At 71.2% G+C, this 15,837-nt stretch carries 12 protein-coding genes; 8 read left to right on the forward strand and 4 right to left on the reverse strand.

Translation table 11 applies throughout. From position 1 onward, the window contains the following. The first annotated feature begins 59 nt into the window (after positions 1-59). Complete coding sequence (locus HS104_11935) at positions 60-2,282, forward strand: cobalamin B12-binding domain-containing protein (protein MBE7480678.1); 2,223 nt, start codon at positions 60-62, stop codon at positions 2,280-2,282. Here the strand turns inward: HS104_11935 and HS104_11940 are convergent. Next, the gene (locus HS104_11940) at positions 2,279-5,473 is read right to left on the reverse strand and encodes an error-prone DNA polymerase (GenBank protein ID MBE7480679.1); all 3,195 of its coding nucleotides are present in this window, start codon (positions 5,471-5,473) and stop codon (positions 2,279-2,281) included. The two genes, HS104_11935 and HS104_11940, sit on opposite strands and share 4 nt — an antisense overlap. A gap of 68 nt (positions 5,474-5,541) precedes the next feature. After that, the gene (locus tag HS104_11945) at positions 5,542-6,192 is read right to left on the reverse strand and encodes a hypothetical protein (GenBank protein ID MBE7480680.1); all 651 of its coding nucleotides are present in this window, start codon (positions 6,190-6,192) and stop codon (positions 5,542-5,544) included. Here HS104_11945 and HS104_11950 point away from each other — a divergent pair. From HS104_11950 to HS104_11960, 3 genes are read left to right on the forward strand one after another with little or no spacing between them, the layout of a single operon-like run. Then, positions 6,191-7,294, forward strand: a complete 1,104-nt coding sequence (locus HS104_11950) for a hypothetical protein (GenBank protein MBE7480681.1) — start codon at positions 6,191-6,193, stop codon at positions 7,292-7,294. The two genes, HS104_11945 and HS104_11950, sit on opposite strands and share 2 nt — an antisense overlap. Before the next feature lie 51 nt (positions 7,295-7,345). Further along, positions 7,346-8,728, forward strand: a complete 1,383-nt coding sequence (locus HS104_11955) for a sulfatase (protein ID MBE7480682.1) — start codon at positions 7,346-7,348, stop codon at positions 8,726-8,728. Positions 8,729-8,754: 26 nt separating this feature from the next. After that, on the forward strand, positions 8,755-9,804 hold the full coding sequence (locus HS104_11960; GenBank protein MBE7480683.1) for a hypothetical protein: 1,050 nt from the start codon (positions 8,755-8,757) through the stop codon (positions 9,802-9,804). Here the strand turns inward: HS104_11960 and HS104_11965 are convergent. Then, entirely contained in the window at positions 9,801-11,471 is a 1,671-nt protein-coding gene (locus tag HS104_11965) for a DNA polymerase Y family protein (GenBank protein MBE7480684.1), read from the reverse strand. The genes HS104_11960 and HS104_11965 overlap by 4 nt on opposite strands. Beyond that, positions 11,468-12,166 carry a recombinase A gene (locus HS104_11970; GenBank protein MBE7480685.1) on the reverse strand — a complete coding sequence of 233 codons (699 nt, stop codon included), beginning with the start codon at positions 12,164-12,166 and terminating at the stop codon, positions 11,468-11,470. The genes HS104_11965 and HS104_11970 overlap by 4 nt, the downstream gene beginning before the upstream one ends. 105 nt (positions 12,167-12,271) lie before the next feature. Here HS104_11970 and HS104_11975 point away from each other — a divergent pair, with 105 nt between their 5' ends. From HS104_11975 to HS104_11990, 4 genes are all read left to right on the forward strand, one after another. Further along, positions 12,272-12,853, forward strand: coding sequence for a hypothetical protein (locus tag HS104_11975; protein MBE7480686.1), 582 nt, complete (start codon positions 12,272-12,274; stop codon positions 12,851-12,853). A 39-nt stretch (positions 12,854-12,892) separates the two neighbouring features. Beyond that, positions 12,893-13,729, forward strand: a complete 837-nt coding sequence (larE, locus tag HS104_11980; GenBank protein MBE7480687.1) for an ATP-dependent sacrificial sulfur transferase LarE — start codon at positions 12,893-12,895, stop codon at positions 13,727-13,729. Between the two features lie 44 nt (positions 13,730-13,773). Beyond that, a complete protein-coding gene (locus tag HS104_11985; protein MBE7480688.1) occupies positions 13,774-14,709 on the forward strand; it encodes a hypothetical protein in 936 nt (311 codons plus the stop codon). 125 nt (positions 14,710-14,834) lie between these two features. Continuing rightward, positions 14,835-15,833 (forward strand): Hint domain-containing protein, encoded by a 999-nt coding sequence (locus HS104_11990; protein ID MBE7480689.1) that lies wholly within the window; start codon positions 14,835-14,837, stop codon positions 15,831-15,833. Positions 15,834-15,837 lie beyond the last annotated feature (4 nt).

Consider the following 15,837-nt stretch of genomic DNA (forward strand, 5'->3'; position numbering starts at 1 on the left):
ACGCCCGTCAAGGCGAGGCCGGCGGGAGCAGCCGCAGCATGGGCGCTCGGAGGTGCCGCATGCGCGTGCTCTTGGTCGGGGCGGATTTCGAAGAGAACCTGGGCGTCGGGATGATCGCTGCGGCCGCCGAGGCCGCCGGACATCAGGTCGCCATCGCGCCCTTCAACGCGCCCAAGGCCGCCGCGGGCATCGCCGCGCGGGTCGCGCGGGAGGCGCCGGATCTGGTCGGCCTCAGCATCCAGTTCCAGCACCGCTCCCACGAGTTCGTCTCGCTCGCGCGGGCGCTGCGCCGCGCGGGCTACCGCGGACACGTCACCGCCGGCGGTCAGTTCCCGACCCTCGCCGCCCGCGAAGTGCTCGGCAGCGGCCACGGCATCGACAGCGTCGTGCTCCACGACGGCGAGGAGACGATCGTCGAGCTGCTCGCCGCGCTGGAGCAGGGCACGCCCCTCGACCAAGTGCGCGGGCTCGCGTTCGTGGACCAGGGCGGCGTTCGGCTCACTCCCGGCCGCGGCCTCGGGACGAGCCTCGACAGCCTCCCCTTCCCCAAGCGCTACCGGCGCCCGTCGCGCCACGCCGGTGTGCCGTTCGTGCCCATCATGGGCTCGCGTGGCTGCTGGGGCAGCTGCAGCTACTGCTCCATCACCTCCTTCTACCGCGACGCCAAGCAGGCCGGCGGCGGGCCGCTCCTGCGCCTGCGCAGCCCCGACAACGTCGCCGAGGAGATGGCCGGGCTCAGCCACGCCATCGGCGAGGCGTGCGTGTTCTGCTTCCACGACGACAACTTCCTCCTACCGAAGCCCGCCGACTCGCTCGAGCGCGTGCAGGCCATCGTCGGCGCGCTCCGCCAGCGCGGCGTCGAGAAAGCCGGTTTCATCGGCAAATGCCGGCCGGAGACCCTCAGCGCCGAGCTCGCCCGCCAGCTCGCCGAGCTCGGGGTGGTGCGCCTCTACGTCGGCGTCGAGAACGTGGCGGAGGCGGGCTCGGATCACCTGAACCGCGGGGTGCAGCACCGCGCGGTGTCCGAGGCCCTCGACGCCTGCGAAGCCACAGGAATCTTCGCCTGCTACAACCTCCTGGTCTTCGAGCCGAAGGCGACCCTCGCTCACTTGCGCGAGAACGTCGCGTTCATGCGAGCGCACCCCGCTCAGCCGGTCAACTTCTGCCGCGCCGAGCCCTGCTACGGGACGCCGCTCCAGCTCGGCCTGGCAGCTTCCGACAAGCTCGGCGGCAGCTACTTGGGCTGGAACTACCGCATCGAAGATCCGAGGACGGAGCTCTGCTTCCGCATCGCGGCGGCGGCGTTCCGCGAGCGGAACTTCCGCTGCGACGGCGTGGCCAATCGCTACATGGGCGTGGGCTACGCGGCCAAGCTGGTCGAGCACTTCCACCCCGACGTGGGGGGAGCCCATCGTCGCCTGCGGGAGCGGGCCGAGTCGCTGACGCGCGCCATCACCCTCGACACGGCACGGCTGCTCGAGAAGGCGGTGGACTGGGCGGAGCACGCCGACCTCGCCGACTTCGACGCCATCGAGCGAAAGACCGCGCTGCTCGCGCTGGAGGTCGCCGCGTCAGATCGGAGCTGGCAGCACGAGCTCGATGGCTTCTACGCGGAGGTCGACGCGGTCGTCCGGCGGCTCGGGGAGCCGCGCGCGATCCGGCCGAAGCGACCGCCGGCGCGGAGCGGCAGAAACCTGGCGCTCGGCGCGTCGCTCGCCCTGTGGGCGCTCGGCTGCGGCGGCGACACCGATGACGGCCCACTCCCACAAGACGGCGGCAAGGAAGACCAGATGGTCGCCGATCCCCCGCCCCCGGACGCCGGCTACGACGCCGGCGAAGACCAGATGGTCGCCGATCCGCTCCCCGAGGACGCCGGTGTGGACGCCGACGCCGACGACGGCGACTCCATGGTCGCCGATCCGCCGCCCGCAGACGCCGGCATGTCGCTGAACGAGCCGCCCGCGGGGCGCCGCGAGCTCATCGACCAGTGGACCGACACCGGCGTGCGGCGCGCGGTGCGCAGCAAGGATCTGCCGCTCTACGATCCGCCGGAGCTCGAGCTCGCCGCGACCCGCGTCGGCGGCGCGATCGAGGTCCGGGTCTTGGGCCTGCCCGAGGGCGCGAGCACGCGCTTCGAGGCGCTCGGCACGGTCGCTGCGGACGGCGCGCTCGCCCGCTGGACTCCCGCCGACGAGGCCTTCGACGCGCTCAGCGTCGCGGTGCGAACCCGCGGCGGCATCAGCGTGGCAAGCGTCAGGGCGAAGGCCGTGCGCACGGGCTAGTGAAAATCCCGTGACCGCTTCTCGAGCTTCGACTCCGGACGGTCGAGGCGCTCGAGGTCGTCCACGATCACGTGCAGGATGGGCACCTCCGCCCGCGTCGCCTCGCGGTCGCGCTCCACCTTGCCGTGGGCGAGCAAGAGCGTCGAGTGGCGCGCGACCAGGCGCAGGCGCTCGTAGACCGCATTCCACAAGATCAGGTTCACGAAGCCGGTCTCATCCTCCAGCGTGATGAACACGACGCCGCTCGCCGTGCCTGGCTGCTGGCGCGTGAGCACCAGGCCCGCGACGCTGATCCGGCTGCCCTGCCGCGCGCCGGGCAGCTCCGCTGCCGTGAGCACCCCCCGCGCCCGCAGGCGCTCCCGCAGGTGGCGCATCGGGTGATCCGAGACGGAGAGTCCCTTCCGCCCGTAGTCGAGCAAGAGCTGCTCGGCAGCGCGGAGGGGCGGCAGCTCGACGCGCGGCTCGACCACGTCGAGCTTCGCGAACAAGCCGCCCACGCGCGGGGCGCGCGACTGCCACACCGCGTTGCGCCGCCCAGGCACGAGCGGCTCGAGCGCGCCCGACTCCGCCAGCCGCTCGAGCTCGTCTTTGCGCAGCTCCGTGCGCCGGATCAGGTCGTCGATGCTGCAAAACGGCGCTTCGGCCCGCGCGCGCTCGATGCGTCGCGCCCGCGCCTCCGAGAGCCCCTTGATCATGCGCAAGCCCAGCCGCACCGCCCGCGCCGCCTCGGGGAACGGGCTCCTGATCGCGTTCGCCTCGCCGGGCGGCTCCAGCGTGTTGTCCCAGTCGCTCGCGCTCACGCTCACCTCCCGGAGCTCCACGCCGTGGCGCTGCGCATCCTGGAAGATGGTGCTGGCCGAGTAGAAGCCCATGGGCTGCGAGTTCACCAGCGCGCAGGCGAAATGCGCCGGATAGTGCGCCTTCTGCCAGGCCGAGACGTAGACCAGCAAGGCGAAGGAGGCCGCGTGCGACTCGGGGAAGCCATAGTCCCCGAAGCCCTTGATCTGCTCGAACAGGCGCTCGCCGAACTCCTGGCTGATGCCCTGCCGGGCGAAGCCCTCGAGCAAGCGATCCCGGTGCCTGAGCAGCTTGCCGCTCTTCTTCCACGCCGCCATGTCGCGCCGCAGCTGATCGGCCTCGCCGCCGGAGTAACCCGCGCCCACGATGGCGATCTGCATCACCTGCTCCTGAAATAGCGGAACCCCGAGGGTGCGCTCGAGGATCGGCCACAGCGACGGGTGCGGCGAGGCGACCTCCTCCTCGGCGTTTCGCCGCCGGAGGTAGGGATGCACCATCCCACCCTGGATGGGCCCGGGCCGCACGAGGGCCACCTCGACGACCAGATCGTAGAAGCGCCGGGGCTTGAGCCGCGGCAACATCGCCATCTGCGCGCGGCTCTCGATCTGGAACACCCCGACGGTGTCGGCGCGACAGCAAAGATCGTAGACGCGGGGGTCTTCGGCGGGGACGCGGGCCAGGGAGTCGAGGGGATCGGAATTCGGGTGAATCAATCCCAAACACTTGCGAATCGCCGTCAACATCCCCAGCCCCAGGACGTCGATCTTGAAGAAGCCGAGCGTCTCGATGTCGTCCTTGTCCCAGGGCATCACCGTGCGCTCGGGCATCCTCGCCGGCTCGATCGGCGCCACCTCGTGGAGCGGCTGCGCCGAGAGCACGAACCCGCCCACGTGAATCGAGAGATGGCGCGGGAAACCCTCGATGGCCCGCGCCAGCATCACGCTCTGCCGGAGCCGCGCGTCGCTGGGATCGAAGCCCATCTCGAGCAGGCGCGTCTGGCTGACCTCGGCGGAGTCCCAGTGGGTGATGGTGCCCGCCAAGCGGTCGATCTGCTCCAGCGAGAGGCCGAAGACCTTGCCCACCTCGCGTAAGGCGCTCTTGCCCCGGTAGCAGATCACCTCGCTGACCATGGCGGCGCGGTCGCGGCCGTAGCGCGCGTAGATCTCCTGGATCACCTCCTCGCGGCGCTCGTGCTCGAAATCGATGTCGATGTCCGGCGGCTCGCTGCGCTCCGCGCTCATGAAGCGCTCGAACAACAGGTTCGAGCGCGCCGGATCGACGGCGGTGATGCCGAGCACGAAGCAGACCGCGCTGTTGGCAGCGCTGCCCCGCCCCTGACACAAGATGCGCCGCGCCCGCGCGATCTCGACGATCTCCCAGGTCGAGAGGAAATAGGGCGCGACGCCGAGCTGTGCGATGAGCCCCAGCTCCTTCTCGATCTGCGCCGCGACGCTGGTCGGTACCCCGCCGGGGTAGCGCCGGTTGGCCCCTTCCTGCGCCAGTCGCCGGAGCTTCTGATCCGCGCTCTCGCCCGGCGCGAGCGTGCAGGGAAAGTGATAGCTGAGCTCGGAGAGCGAGAAACGACACGCGCTCGCCACCTCCGCGCTGCGCTCGACCCAGCCGAGCCGGTCGCGGAAGAGCTTCTGCATCTCCAGCTCGGAGCGCAGAAAAGCCTCGCTGTTGGCCGTCAGCGCCGTGCCCGCCCGATCCAGCGTCGTGCCCTCGCGGATGCAGCACACCACGTCGGCCACGGCCTTGCGCGAGCGGTGGTGGAACAGCGGCCGCGCGCTGGCCACCACCTCGAGCCCGTAGCGCTCCGACCAGCGCTCGACCTCGAGCAGGCGCACGCTGTCGAAGGCGTCGAGGTGGCGATGGGCTGCGATGAAGGCGCGCTCGCCGAGCACGTCGGCGAGCAGGCCGAGGAGCTCGGGCGGCGGCGCGTCGGGGCCGCGAGGATCGCGCGGCGCGGGCACGACGGCCAGGAGCCCCTGGTGGTAGCGCGCGAGATCGTCCAGGCTGAGCGCCCCCTCCCCCTTCGGCCGCCCGGCGTGCGCGAGGGTGAGCAGTCGGCAGAGGTTCGAGTAGCCGTCGTGATCGCGAGCGAGCAAGGCGACGCTCGGAGCCGACGAGAGCGCGCCGAGACGCGCTTCGCTCGGCGAGGTCGGCGAGCGCGACGGCACGGCTGGATCGAGCAGGAGCTCGGCCCCGACGATCAGCGGCTGCTCGCACTCTCGGCTCTGGGCGTGGGCGCGCACCGAGCCATACAGACCCATGCGATCGGTCAGCGCGAGGGCGGCGAGGCCGAGCTCCTTGGCGCGCACCACCAGCTCCTCCGGGTGCGAGGCGCCGGTCAGGAACGAGAAGTTCGAGCGCGCGAGCAGCTCGGCGAACATGGGCTGAACAAATTATCAGTCTATTTCGCTGGGAAAAATCTCATTCTTGGGGCAGCGACAAGGCTCAATCACTTCGCGAGGATGGCGGCCATCTTCGCCTTGGCGTCGGCCTCGCTGGTCGCCTCCACGAAGCTGTGGGCGTAGCCGTCGACGCTCGGCAGACCGGTGATGCACCAGCCCGGGTTGTCCGGCTGAGGCACCAGCGTGCCGAAGGGATCGATGCCCGCGACGAAGTACTCGCCGACCTTGTCGGGGCCTTCCGGTGGCGCGTAGTAGGCGTGACCGCCGTGGTTCACCTGCGTCACACCGCTGCCCTTGCCGATGGCGATCACGTCGAAGGTGACGTGCGCGCCGCCGGCACCCGAGCACTCCTCGTCGATGCGCGCCACCTGGATCACCGCGACGACGCACGAAGCCGCGATGACGGCCTCGAGCCCCGCGTCGAGTGTCCCGCCCTCTTGGCAGCTGCCCGCATCCACGCCGCCGCCGCTCCCGCCGCCCGAGCTCGAGCCCGCAGCACCCGAGGTGCCTCCGCTCGACGTGCCGCCTCCGCTCGTGCCGCCTCCGCTCGACGTGCCGCCTCCGCTCGTGCTGCCTCCGCTCGAGGTGCTGCCTCCGCTCGAGGTGCTGCCTCCGCTCGACGGCGTGCCGTCTCCCGATGTTTCTCCGGAGCAAGCTGCGGCGAGCGCGATGCACGTCGCGACGATGAGCGGGCGCATGCCCGCAGTGTACGTGGTATCGGGGGGCATGCGCCGCCTCGGCCCGCTTCCCCTCTGCCTGGCCGCCCTGTCGGCGTGCGTCGGCACCGTGCCCCGCCCCGAGCCCCTCGGCGCGGAGCCACTCGCGCCGGAGGACGCCCGGCCCGGTCCCGCGCGCCCACGCGCCGTCCGCGAGCGCCCCACCCGGGCTTGCTTGCCGAAGGCGCTGGCGGAGCACGGGCGCGTGACCCAAGCGAAGCTCGGCGCGCCGGATCGGCTCACGTTCTGCATGCGCGAGGAGGGTGTGAGCGACGATACCCCCGACGCCTGCTTCGACTGGAACCTCGAGAGTCAGGCCTTTCGAGTCGCCAACCCGCTCGAGCCGCCGCCGCCCCCGGAGGAGCCAGCCGCGGCAGCGAGCCCGCGCATCGACAAGGACGCAGTCAGTCTGTGCAGCAGCGCGGGCAAGTGCACGCCGTTCGTCTCCGCGCGGGCGCTACCCAGGACCGAGCGCTATCGCCGCGAGGCCGACGACCGCCTGTTCGCTCGCGTGTCCGAGGACGGCAAGCTCGTCGCGCTGGTACGCCAGCCGAGCGCGAGCGCTGACGACTCCACTGGCACCGTGGAGGTCTGGAGCGCCGAGCAGAGGAAGCTGCTGAAGCGCTTCAAGGTGACCTCTCCGGCGCACGGCGACCAGATCGCCGCGCTGCGCTTCCTCGGCCGGGCCCTGCTCGTGGAGCAGTGCGACGCCGGTCCAGCCTGCACCGGGCGGCTCTTCGACCCCGCCACGGGGAAACAGCGCCTGGAAATTCCGGTCAATTTCTACGGCGCCGAGCTCTACCCGCTCGCCGCAGGGCGCTGGCTGTTCGTGGACGGATGGCTGCGCGGTGCCGCCGTCGTCGATGTGGACTCGGCGCGCTTGGTGGCCGAGCTGAAGAGCGGGGTCAGCGGTCCGGCCGAAGACGCCGGGCGAGTCGTGCGCCTGCCGAACGGGGAGCTCCTGCTGCTTTTGTCCGGCGCGGGTGCCGGCGCGGAGCTCGCCGTCGGCGGCACGCTGATCCGCCTCGACCCGAGCACGGGTGCGAGCGCCAAGCGCTTCGCCCCGCCCGGCTGCGCCGAGTGAGTCGATGTCGGGAAGTTGCCCACTCTCCCGGGCCATCGATAGGACCGGGGCATGGAGCTCGACCGCTCACTCCTGCTCACCTTGCCCCTGTTGATGTTCGGCTGCGGAAACGAGCCGCCGGCTCCCGCACCGGCACCAGCCGAGCCACCGAAGGCCGCCGCGCCTCCGGCCGACAAAGCGACACCGAAGCCCGAGAAGCCGGCGCTCGCAGCGAAGAAGAGCGCGCGCAAGAAGGAGCCGCTCAACGTGCTGCTCCTGACCATCGACGCGCTGCGCGCGGACATGCCGTGGAGCGGCTACGCGCGCGACATCGCGCCGAACCTGACCCGCTTCGCGAGAGAGAACGTGGTGTTCGACAACCATCGCTCCGTGACGAGCTTCACCGCGCAGAGCGTGCCGGCCATGCTCTCCGGCCGCTACGCCTCGACGCTGTACCGCAGCGGCTACTTCTTCGCTGGTTATCAGGACTCGAACGAGCTCTTCCCCGAAGCCCTCCAGCAGAAGGGCATCCGCACCATGGCCGTCCACTCGCACTTGTACTTCAACCGAGGCAAAGGCCTGAACCAGGGCTTCGACCTCTGGGAGATGGTGCCCGGGCTCACTTTCAACGAGCGCAGCGACGACCACGTCACCAGCCCCAAGACCAATGAGCTGATGCAGAAACAGCTCTCCGATCCGGAGAACGTGAAGGGTCAGTTCTTCGCCTGGACTCACTACACCGACCCGCACCACCAGTGGATCAAGCACAAGGAGTCCCCGGACTTCGGCAACCGGGAGCGCGATCTCTACGACAACGAGGTGCACTACACCGACCAGCACGTCGGCAAGCTCCTCGACTGGGCCGCCGAGCAGCCCTGGTGGGACAAGACCGCGGTCATCATCAGCGCCGACCACGGCGAGGCCTTCGGCGAGCACGGCATGATGCAGCACGCCCACGAGCTCTACGAAGAGCTGGTGCGGGTCCCGCTCCTGATCCGAGTCCCGGGCGTCGAGGCGCAGCGCATCTCCACGCCGCACACTCACTTGGACCTCGGACCGACCATCATGGAGCTGATGGGCCAGGAGGCGCTCTCGGGCTTCATGGGCGAGAGCCTGGTGCCGATGCTGGAGGGCAAGCCCGGCAAGGTGAAGCCCGTCGTGCTCGAGCTCACCGCCGACAACGTCCAGCCCGCGCGCCGGGCCGTGGTGAGCGGCGACTGGAAGCTGATCCGCTTCGGCGACAAAACCGGGCCCGAGAAGCTCTTCCACCTGAAGACCGATCCGGGCGAGCAGAAGGATCTGGCCAAGACCGAGCCCGAGAAGCTCTCGGAGCTGCGGGCGCTGCTCGACTCCCAGTTCGCGAAGCTGCCGCGCATCCAGCCCCACGGCGGGATGAAGCTCAAAGGCGGCGGCGTGGCCGACGGCCCCATGCGCCCCGAGCTCGCTGCTCGCTGAGACGAAAACGCGCTAGGCTGGTCATCATGCGCGCTTCCCTGGGGTGGCTCCCACTCGCGCTCGCGCTCGGCTGCACGGTCGATGAGGTGGATCTCTCGGGCAAGCGCTGCCCCTGCGCGGCGGGGTGGACCTGCGACCCGAGCACCGAACGCTGTGTGATCGGTAAGCCCACGGGCACGGGAGGCAGCGGCGGCGGCTCCGGCACGAGCGTCTGCCAGGACGTGGTCGAAAACGAGACGCTCAGCCTCGTCTGTCCCAGCGGCATGGTGATCACCGGCATCGACTTCTCCAGCTACGGCGACGATCCGGGGAGCTGCGCCAGCCCCAAGCAGGGCCCCTGCCACGCGACCACGTCCGCAGCGGTGGTCGAGTGCTACTGCCTCGGCAAGCCGAGCTGCACAGTAGCCGCCAGCAACGGAAACTTCGGCGACCCTTGCACCAAGGTGGAGAAGCGCTTGTTGGTGGTCGCAACCTGCGGTCCTGCGCCGGACTCGGGCGCTGGCGGCAGCGCGGGCAGCTGCGCGGTCGGCACCGGCGGCAGCGGCGGCTCCACCGGCGGCGCCGGCGGCACCACCAGCGGCGGCGGCACCACCAGCGGCGGCGGCACCACCAGCGGCGGCGGCACCACCAGCGGCGGTGGCACCACCAGCGGCGGCGGCACCACCAGCGGCGGCGGCACCACCAGCGGCGGTGGCACCACCAGTGGCGGTGGCACCACCAGCGGCGGCAGCGGCGGAACGGGCGGTGCGACGGCCGGCAGCGTGGCGTGTGGCAACACGCCCTGCTCGCTCTCCAGCGCGTTCTGCTGCGCTGGCACGCTCACCGGGTGCGTCTCGAACGGCTCGGGTTGCGCGGGTGCGGACATTCGCTGCGACGGACCCGAGGACTGCAGCGGCAACCAGATCTGCTGCGCGGACTTCATCGGCAGCGACCTCGATGGCACGGCTTGCCGCCATCAAGCTCAGTGCAAATCGAACGAAATCGTGTGCGGAGCCTCCCCCGGAGTGTGTGCGACGGGGCTCACTTGCCAGCCGATCCCGGGCTACTCAGCCTACAAGGTCTGCACGTCGGGTTAGTCCGCCACCGCCTGCATGAAGCGCTTGCCGCTCTGGCGGTCCACGTAGATCAGCGCGTCGAGCCCGCCCTCGGTGCCGGTGAGCCACAGCCGCAGGTAGTCCCGCGCGACGGGCGCGGACGTCCACCACTCCACCGCCTCGAGCCGCTCCACGAAGCCGATGCGTTCGATGGTGTAGAGGCGATGGTCGATGCAGAGCGTCGCCCCTACCCGTAGCGCGACCTCGAGCGGCACGGGCTGGGGCAGGAGCCGAGTCGGTGCGCCGAGCCTCGAGCCGGCGAGCGAGCGCAGCCTGCGAACGGGCAGCGGCTCGCGCCGGGGCTTCTTCGGGCGCAGCGCTCCAGGCTCGGGGAGCGCGGGGACGAGCTCGGCCTGCTTCTCCGGCCGGTGCGAGTCGGCGAGCGCCAGAACCCCCACCCGCTCTCGACCGATGTCGGCGGCGAGCTCCGCCAGGACCACCGGCAGCGACTCGAGCCCCTTTTGACCGGTGACTCCCCCGGACACCCGTGACAGCTCGAGCTGACGCCCGAGCGCGCGGATGATGGCCGGCACCTCGAGGCGGAGCCCCACGCTGGGCGCCTCGAGCCGGGTGCGCTCGAGCCGCGAGACGATCACCCGGCTCATCTCTTCGGCTCGCCAGAGCGGCGAGGCGAGATCGAACACCAGCGCCTTCTCTTCGGGGACCCCTTGGTGGCGCGCGATGGCTCGATCGTGGGACACGACGAGGACCAGCTTCTGCGCGGCCTCGCCGCGCCCGGCGAGACGCGCCGAGACGCGCGCGACGAGCCCGCGCAGCACGAACAAAAGCGGCTGGATGCCCGAGGCCGGCTCGTCCCACTCGCTCTGCTCCACGAGCAAGCTCGGCGGTTTCCAGGCGACGAGCGGCGTGGCATCTCTGCCGTCCGCCAGATCCAGCGCGCGATCCGCGTGCTCTCCCAGGCGCGTCGCGGAAGCCGCGCGCGGGAGCTTCGCCAGCTCCCCCAGCGTGAGCACGCCGAGACGGGCGAGCCAGGCCGCGTGCTCCCCAGCGATCGGCAGCGCGGTGACGGGCAGCGCGGCCATGGTGTGACGCGTGCGCTCGGCAGGCACCACGCTCACGCCTCGCTCGCTGTGCGCCGACGGGTTCCCCCAGCGCGCCAGCGCCTGGCTGAGCCGCGGTCCGCCCGCGACGGCCACCCGCGCCACGTGACCCAGTGCCCGCACCCGGCTCAGGAGCTCCGTGGCCAGCGCTTGCTCGTCACCGAAGAGATGCGCTGCTCCCGTCACGTCGACCCACACCGTGTCCGGCGCTTCCAGGGACACCGTGGCTCCGAACGCGAGGGCGGCCTCCGCCACGCGACCGAGGGCCGCATCCAGCTCTGCCCGGGGGAGCTCCACGATCCGGAGCTGCGACAAGAGCACGCAGGCCTCGGCGATGCTCTGACCTGGGCGCACGCCGAAACGCCGCGCTGACCCGCTGACCGCATCGAGCAGCGCGGTAGCCGGAACCGGCTCCGCGTCACCTCCTCCCCTCGCTTGGTCCACCAGCACCACGGCGAACGGTGACAGCTCCTGGCGCGATGCCGGCGCGTGCACGGCCCGCGCAACCACCAGCGACTCGGCAGCCAGCTCGGTCACCAGATCGGGCAGCACCACCGCGGCAATTCTGCTTTCGCGCGCTTCGCTCATGAGCACTTCCTGAGGCCCCAGGCGATCTTGCGCGGAGAAGAGACTCTGCCGTGCTTGTCCTTGGCCACGCGCACCCCGAGCTCGTGCTCGCTCGGACGCGACAGCTCGATGCGCTGCGCGACCGGCAGCGGTAGCGGTCGCGAAGCCCTGCTGTCCGTGACGAGCAGCACGCAGGCCGACGTCCCTTCGACGGCCATGGCCAAGCGCCGCACGACGCGCGGCCAGGTGCCGAGAGAGACATCCACGGGGTGGCCAGGAGCTCCCATGGTGTCGATGACCACGAGCGCGAACGCTCGCGACTCCACCAGGCGCAGGCTCACGCGGCTGAGCGCCTCGAGCGGCGGGCGCACCACGAGCAAGCGCCCGAGCTCGACCCCTGCTTCGGCGACCCCGGGCCCGTGGAGCGAGCTCGACGCATCGACGAAGGCACACCAGGGGGTGTCCCCCCCGCGCTCGCGCCCCTCCGCCTGGGCGGCGCGGCAGGCCGCGAGCGCGATGCGGGTGGCGCCGGCGGCCGCTCCCTTCACGCACAGCTCCACCACCGAGCCCCGACCGAGCCCCCCATCCGGCAGGAGCTCGTCGAGCCCCAACAGCCCTAGCGAAAGCCCGCTCTGCGGCAGCTCGCGAGGTGCCAGCGCACCCCCGCGCAGGAGCGCCGCAGGCAGCCGGTCGAGGACGTGTTGCGGCAAGGCCATGGCAGGTGTACTGAACATACACTCAGCACTCGGAAGTGCAACCCAGCCCGGTCAAGAAATGTCCGTGCTTCACCTGGCGCGGCGGGGGACTATCCTCGCGCCCCGATGACCCGGACGGCACCGCTCCTCGCCCTCGCCGCGCTCGGCTGCTTCGGCTGCGGCGCACGGACCCTCGAGCCGACCGCGTCGCCGCCGCCCACGGGTGGCCCGGTGGCAGAGGCTGAGGAGGGCGACGGCCCGAAGGGCGGCGTGTGGTCCGAGTGTTACTCGGCTTTTTCGCCCACGGGCTCGCCAAAGGAAGACCTCGCGCGGCTGACCCGCAGCTGCGGCCCTACCGGCGGCATGCAGGCCGTCACCCGCGTGCAGACCGCGGAGCAGAGCGAGAAGGATCCCGCGGACCGCTACACGTTCTACGTGCCGGCCTCCGGCGCCTGCTACCGCGTGTATGCCGTCGGCGATCGCAACGTGCTCGATCTGGACGTACTCCTGCGCGGTCCCGATGGCGAGGACGTGACCGGCGACATGAGCCACGACGCTTTCCCGGTCACACCGCCGGCTGGCCCGATCTGCTTCGACGTGCCCGGCCTCTACATGCTGGAGGTCAGCGTGTTCCGCGGCTCCGGACGCTACGCGCTCCAGGTCTGGGGAAACGCCGCGGGCCTGGGCAAGGGCGGCGCCAAGCCCTGAGCTGGCAGATCCCGGTCCGGGTGTTATGTACCAGCGGAAATGAGCGTCGAAACCGCTGCCCAGAAGCTCGAGCAGCTGCGAGCCGGCCTGCGCGAGCTCGGCTCGGTGCTGGTCTGCTACTCCGGCGGTCTCGACAGCGCGTTCGTGCTGGCCGTCGCCCACTCCGAGCTCGGCGAGCGCGCCGTCGGCATGACGGCCGTGAGCCCCAGCCTGCCCGCGAGCGAGAAGCTCGACGCCGAGCGCATCGCCAGGCAGATCGGCGCCGCGCATCGCTTCGTGGACTCGAACGAGATCGCGCGCCCCGGCTACGTCGCCAACGAGCCCGACCGCTGCTTCCACTGCAAGAGCGAGCTGTACGAGATCGCGGAGCAGAAGCGCGCTGAGTGGGGCCTCGCTCACGTCGTCAACGGCACCAATCTCGACGACCTCGGCGACTATAGGCCCGGGCTCGAGGCCGCGAAGAACGCCGCAGTGAAGAGCCCGCTGGTGGACGCCGGATTGACCAAGAGCGAGGTGCGACAGGCCGCGCAGCTCATCGGCATGGACGTGTGGGACAAGCCCGCGTCGGCCTGCTTGTCGAGCCGCATCCCCTACGGCACCAGCGTCACGGCCGAGCGCCTGCAGCAGATCGGCGGGCTCGAGGCCGCGCTCAAGGCGCTGGGGTTCCGCCAGCTGCGCGTGCGCTGGCACGACAAGATCGCCCGCATCGAGATCGAGCTCTCGGAGCTCGAGGGCTTGTTCCGCCCCGGTGTTCGCGAGGAGGTCGTCCGCCTCGGCAAGGCCCACGGCTTCAGCTACGTGACCATCGACCTCGCGGGCTACCGTCAAGGCTCGCACAACGAGGTCCTGGTCGGCCGCTCACTCCGCCTGGTGTGAGCGAGGAGGCTCGCCCAGAGCGCCCCCGTGGTATCGTCCCGAGCGTGTCGGCCCGGTTCGGTCGCTTGGCGATGAGCGCGTGCTTCGCGGCGGTGGCCGTGTCGAGCGGCGCGCGGGCCCAAGGCGGCGGCGAGACCGAGGTCGCGGCGCAGTTCTTCGAAGCCGGGGCCGCGGCGGCCAAGAAGGGCGAGTTCCGGGTGTGCGCGGAGGCCTTCACGGAAGCCCACAAGCGCGCGCCCCACGGGGCCACGCTCTACAACGCCGCGTTGTGCTGGGAGGGCGCCAAGGACCGCGCCCGCGCCGCCAACGACTTCGCCCAGGCGCTGAAGCTCGGCAGCCTGTCCGACGCGCAGGCCAAGCAGGCCAAGCAGAAGCTCGCGGAGCTTCGAGCAGCGCTGGGCAAGCTCGAGGTCCGCGAGCCGAAGGGCACCCGAGCCAGCGTCGGTCCCATCCAGCAGACTCCCATCCCCTTCGAGACCTTCGTCGAGCCCGGCGAGCACGAGGTGCGGCTCGAGGGACCGGATGGCGAGCTGGTCACCCGCACGGTCAGCGTCGAGGCGGGACAGCAAAAGCGGGTGTTGCTCGAGCTCGGCGAGGACGAGCCCGACGACGCGCCCGCGAAGCCCACCCCGTCCGAGCCGACGACGAGCGACTCGAGCGGCGACATCCAGCGCACCTTCGGCTGGGTGCTGATCGGCGCCTCGGCGGCTGCTGCCGGCATCGGCGTCGGCTACTACGTGAGCGCCCTAGGCGCGAAGCAGAAGTTCGACGACTCGGACCACACCGACGTCGGCGATCGCGAGGACGCCATCGACCGCTACGCCATCGCGCGGGCGCTGTGGATCGGCGCCGCGGTCGGCGGCGCCGCCGGCGTCACCCTGGTGATGATCGCACCCAAGAAGAAGCCCTCGCCAGAGCCGGCTGGCGCGCTCCGGCTGCGCCTGCACCCGCTCGGCGCGAGCGCCTCCTACACGTTCTGACCTCTATTTCTTGGCAGCCCTGGCGATCTTGACCAGCTGCCCGAGGAGCCGGTCCAGCCGACTAGGCTTGCCTTCTTCCTTGCGTGCCCGCTGCGACCGGGGAAGATCGGAGCCTGGAGGACGCGATGCGCAAGGCTGCCCTGTTGATGACGCTCTTGGCCCTGGGATGCGGTGGCGAGTCGGACAGCGATGGGAGCGGAGGCTCCGGGGGGCAGAGCGGCGGGTCCGGCGGCGGCACGGGCGCCACCGGGGGCTCCTCCGGCTCGGGCGGCGCGAGCGGCGGTTCGGCGGGCAGCGGCGGCACCGCGGGGAGCGGCGCGACGGGCGGCGCGAGCGGGGCCGGCGGCAGCGGCGGCGCCAGCGGAGGCGGCGGAACGGGTGGTGGCAGCTGCGGCTTCTGCGATTTCGTGTGCTGCGGCAGCGCCTGCACCAACACCGGCAACGACATCAAGAACTGTGGCAAGTGCGGCACGGTTTGTCCGGGCACGAACCCCTACTGTGACAACGGCGTGTGCAAGACCCAGGCGCCCTGCGAGTCCGGCACCGCCTGCATCGGCACGACCACCTGCTGCGGCAAGAGCTGCTGCGCGCTCGGCGAGATCTGCTGCGACGTCCCCGGACCCCTCGGCACGCCCTACCCCACCTGTCACACGCCTGTGGACGGAACCTGCCCCAAGGGCTGCACGAGCTGCGTCTGCAACTCCCCCGACACGCCCATCGCCACGCCCAGCGGCGAGCGGCGCATCGCCGATCTCCGCGACGGGGATCTGGTCTACAGCATGGACGGCGGCAGGATGCGCGCGGTGAAGGTCAGGCAAACCCACCGCGTCGAGGCGCCGAACCACGCTGTCGTGCGCGTGACCCTGGCGAGCGGGGCGGTGCTCGAGGTCAGCCCCAAGCACCCCACGGCGGACGGGCGCTCCTTCGGGGATCTGCGCGGGGGGGACCGCCTGGACGGCGTGTTCGTCGTCGCCGCCGAGCTCGTCCCGTTCACGCACTCGCACACCTACGACATCCTGCCGGACTCGGACACCGGCACCTATTGGGCCGGAGGCGTGCTGATCGCCAGCACCGTCGCCGGCGCGCCGCGCGAGAGCCTCACGAGCGCACCGGCGAGCCGCTGATGCG

The organism is Polyangiaceae bacterium, from assembly GCA_015075635.1.
Lineage (GTDB): Bacteria > Myxococcota_A > Polyangia > Polyangiales > Polyangiaceae > JADJKB01.

What these genes read in the sequence shown, in the direction of transcription:
- HS104_11935 (MBE7480678.1), top strand. Translation starts at nt 60, where the DNA reads ATGCGCGTGCTCTTGGTCGGGGCGGATTTCGAAGAGAACCTGGGCGTC.
- HS104_11940 (MBE7480679.1), bottom strand. Translation starts at nt 5,473, where the DNA reads ATGTTCGCCGAGCTGCTCGCGCGCTCGAACTTCTCGTTCCTGACCGGC.
- HS104_11950 (MBE7480681.1), top strand. Translation starts at nt 6,191, where the DNA reads ATGCCCGCAGTGTACGTGGTATCGGGGGGCATGCGCCGCCTCGGCCCG.
- HS104_11945 (MBE7480680.1), bottom strand. Translation starts at nt 6,192, where the DNA reads ATGCGCCCGCTCATCGTCGCGACGTGCATCGCGCTCGCCGCAGCTTGC.
- HS104_11955 (MBE7480682.1), top strand. Translation starts at nt 7,346, where the DNA reads ATGGAGCTCGACCGCTCACTCCTGCTCACCTTGCCCCTGTTGATGTTC.
- HS104_11960 (MBE7480683.1), top strand. Translation starts at nt 8,755, where the DNA reads ATGCGCGCTTCCCTGGGGTGGCTCCCACTCGCGCTCGCGCTCGGCTGC.
- HS104_11965 (MBE7480684.1), bottom strand. Translation starts at nt 11,471, where the DNA reads ATGAGCGAAGCGCGCGAAAGCAGAATTGCCGCGGTGGTGCTGCCCGAT.
- HS104_11970 (MBE7480685.1), bottom strand. Translation starts at nt 12,166, where the DNA reads ATGGCCTTGCCGCAACACGTCCTCGACCGGCTGCCTGCGGCGCTCCTG.
- HS104_11975 (MBE7480686.1), top strand. Translation starts at nt 12,272, where the DNA reads ATGACCCGGACGGCACCGCTCCTCGCCCTCGCCGCGCTCGGCTGCTTC.
- larE (MBE7480687.1), top strand. Translation starts at nt 12,893, where the DNA reads ATGAGCGTCGAAACCGCTGCCCAGAAGCTCGAGCAGCTGCGAGCCGGC.
- HS104_11990 (MBE7480689.1), top strand. Translation starts at nt 14,835, where the DNA reads ATGCGCAAGGCTGCCCTGTTGATGACGCTCTTGGCCCTGGGATGCGGT.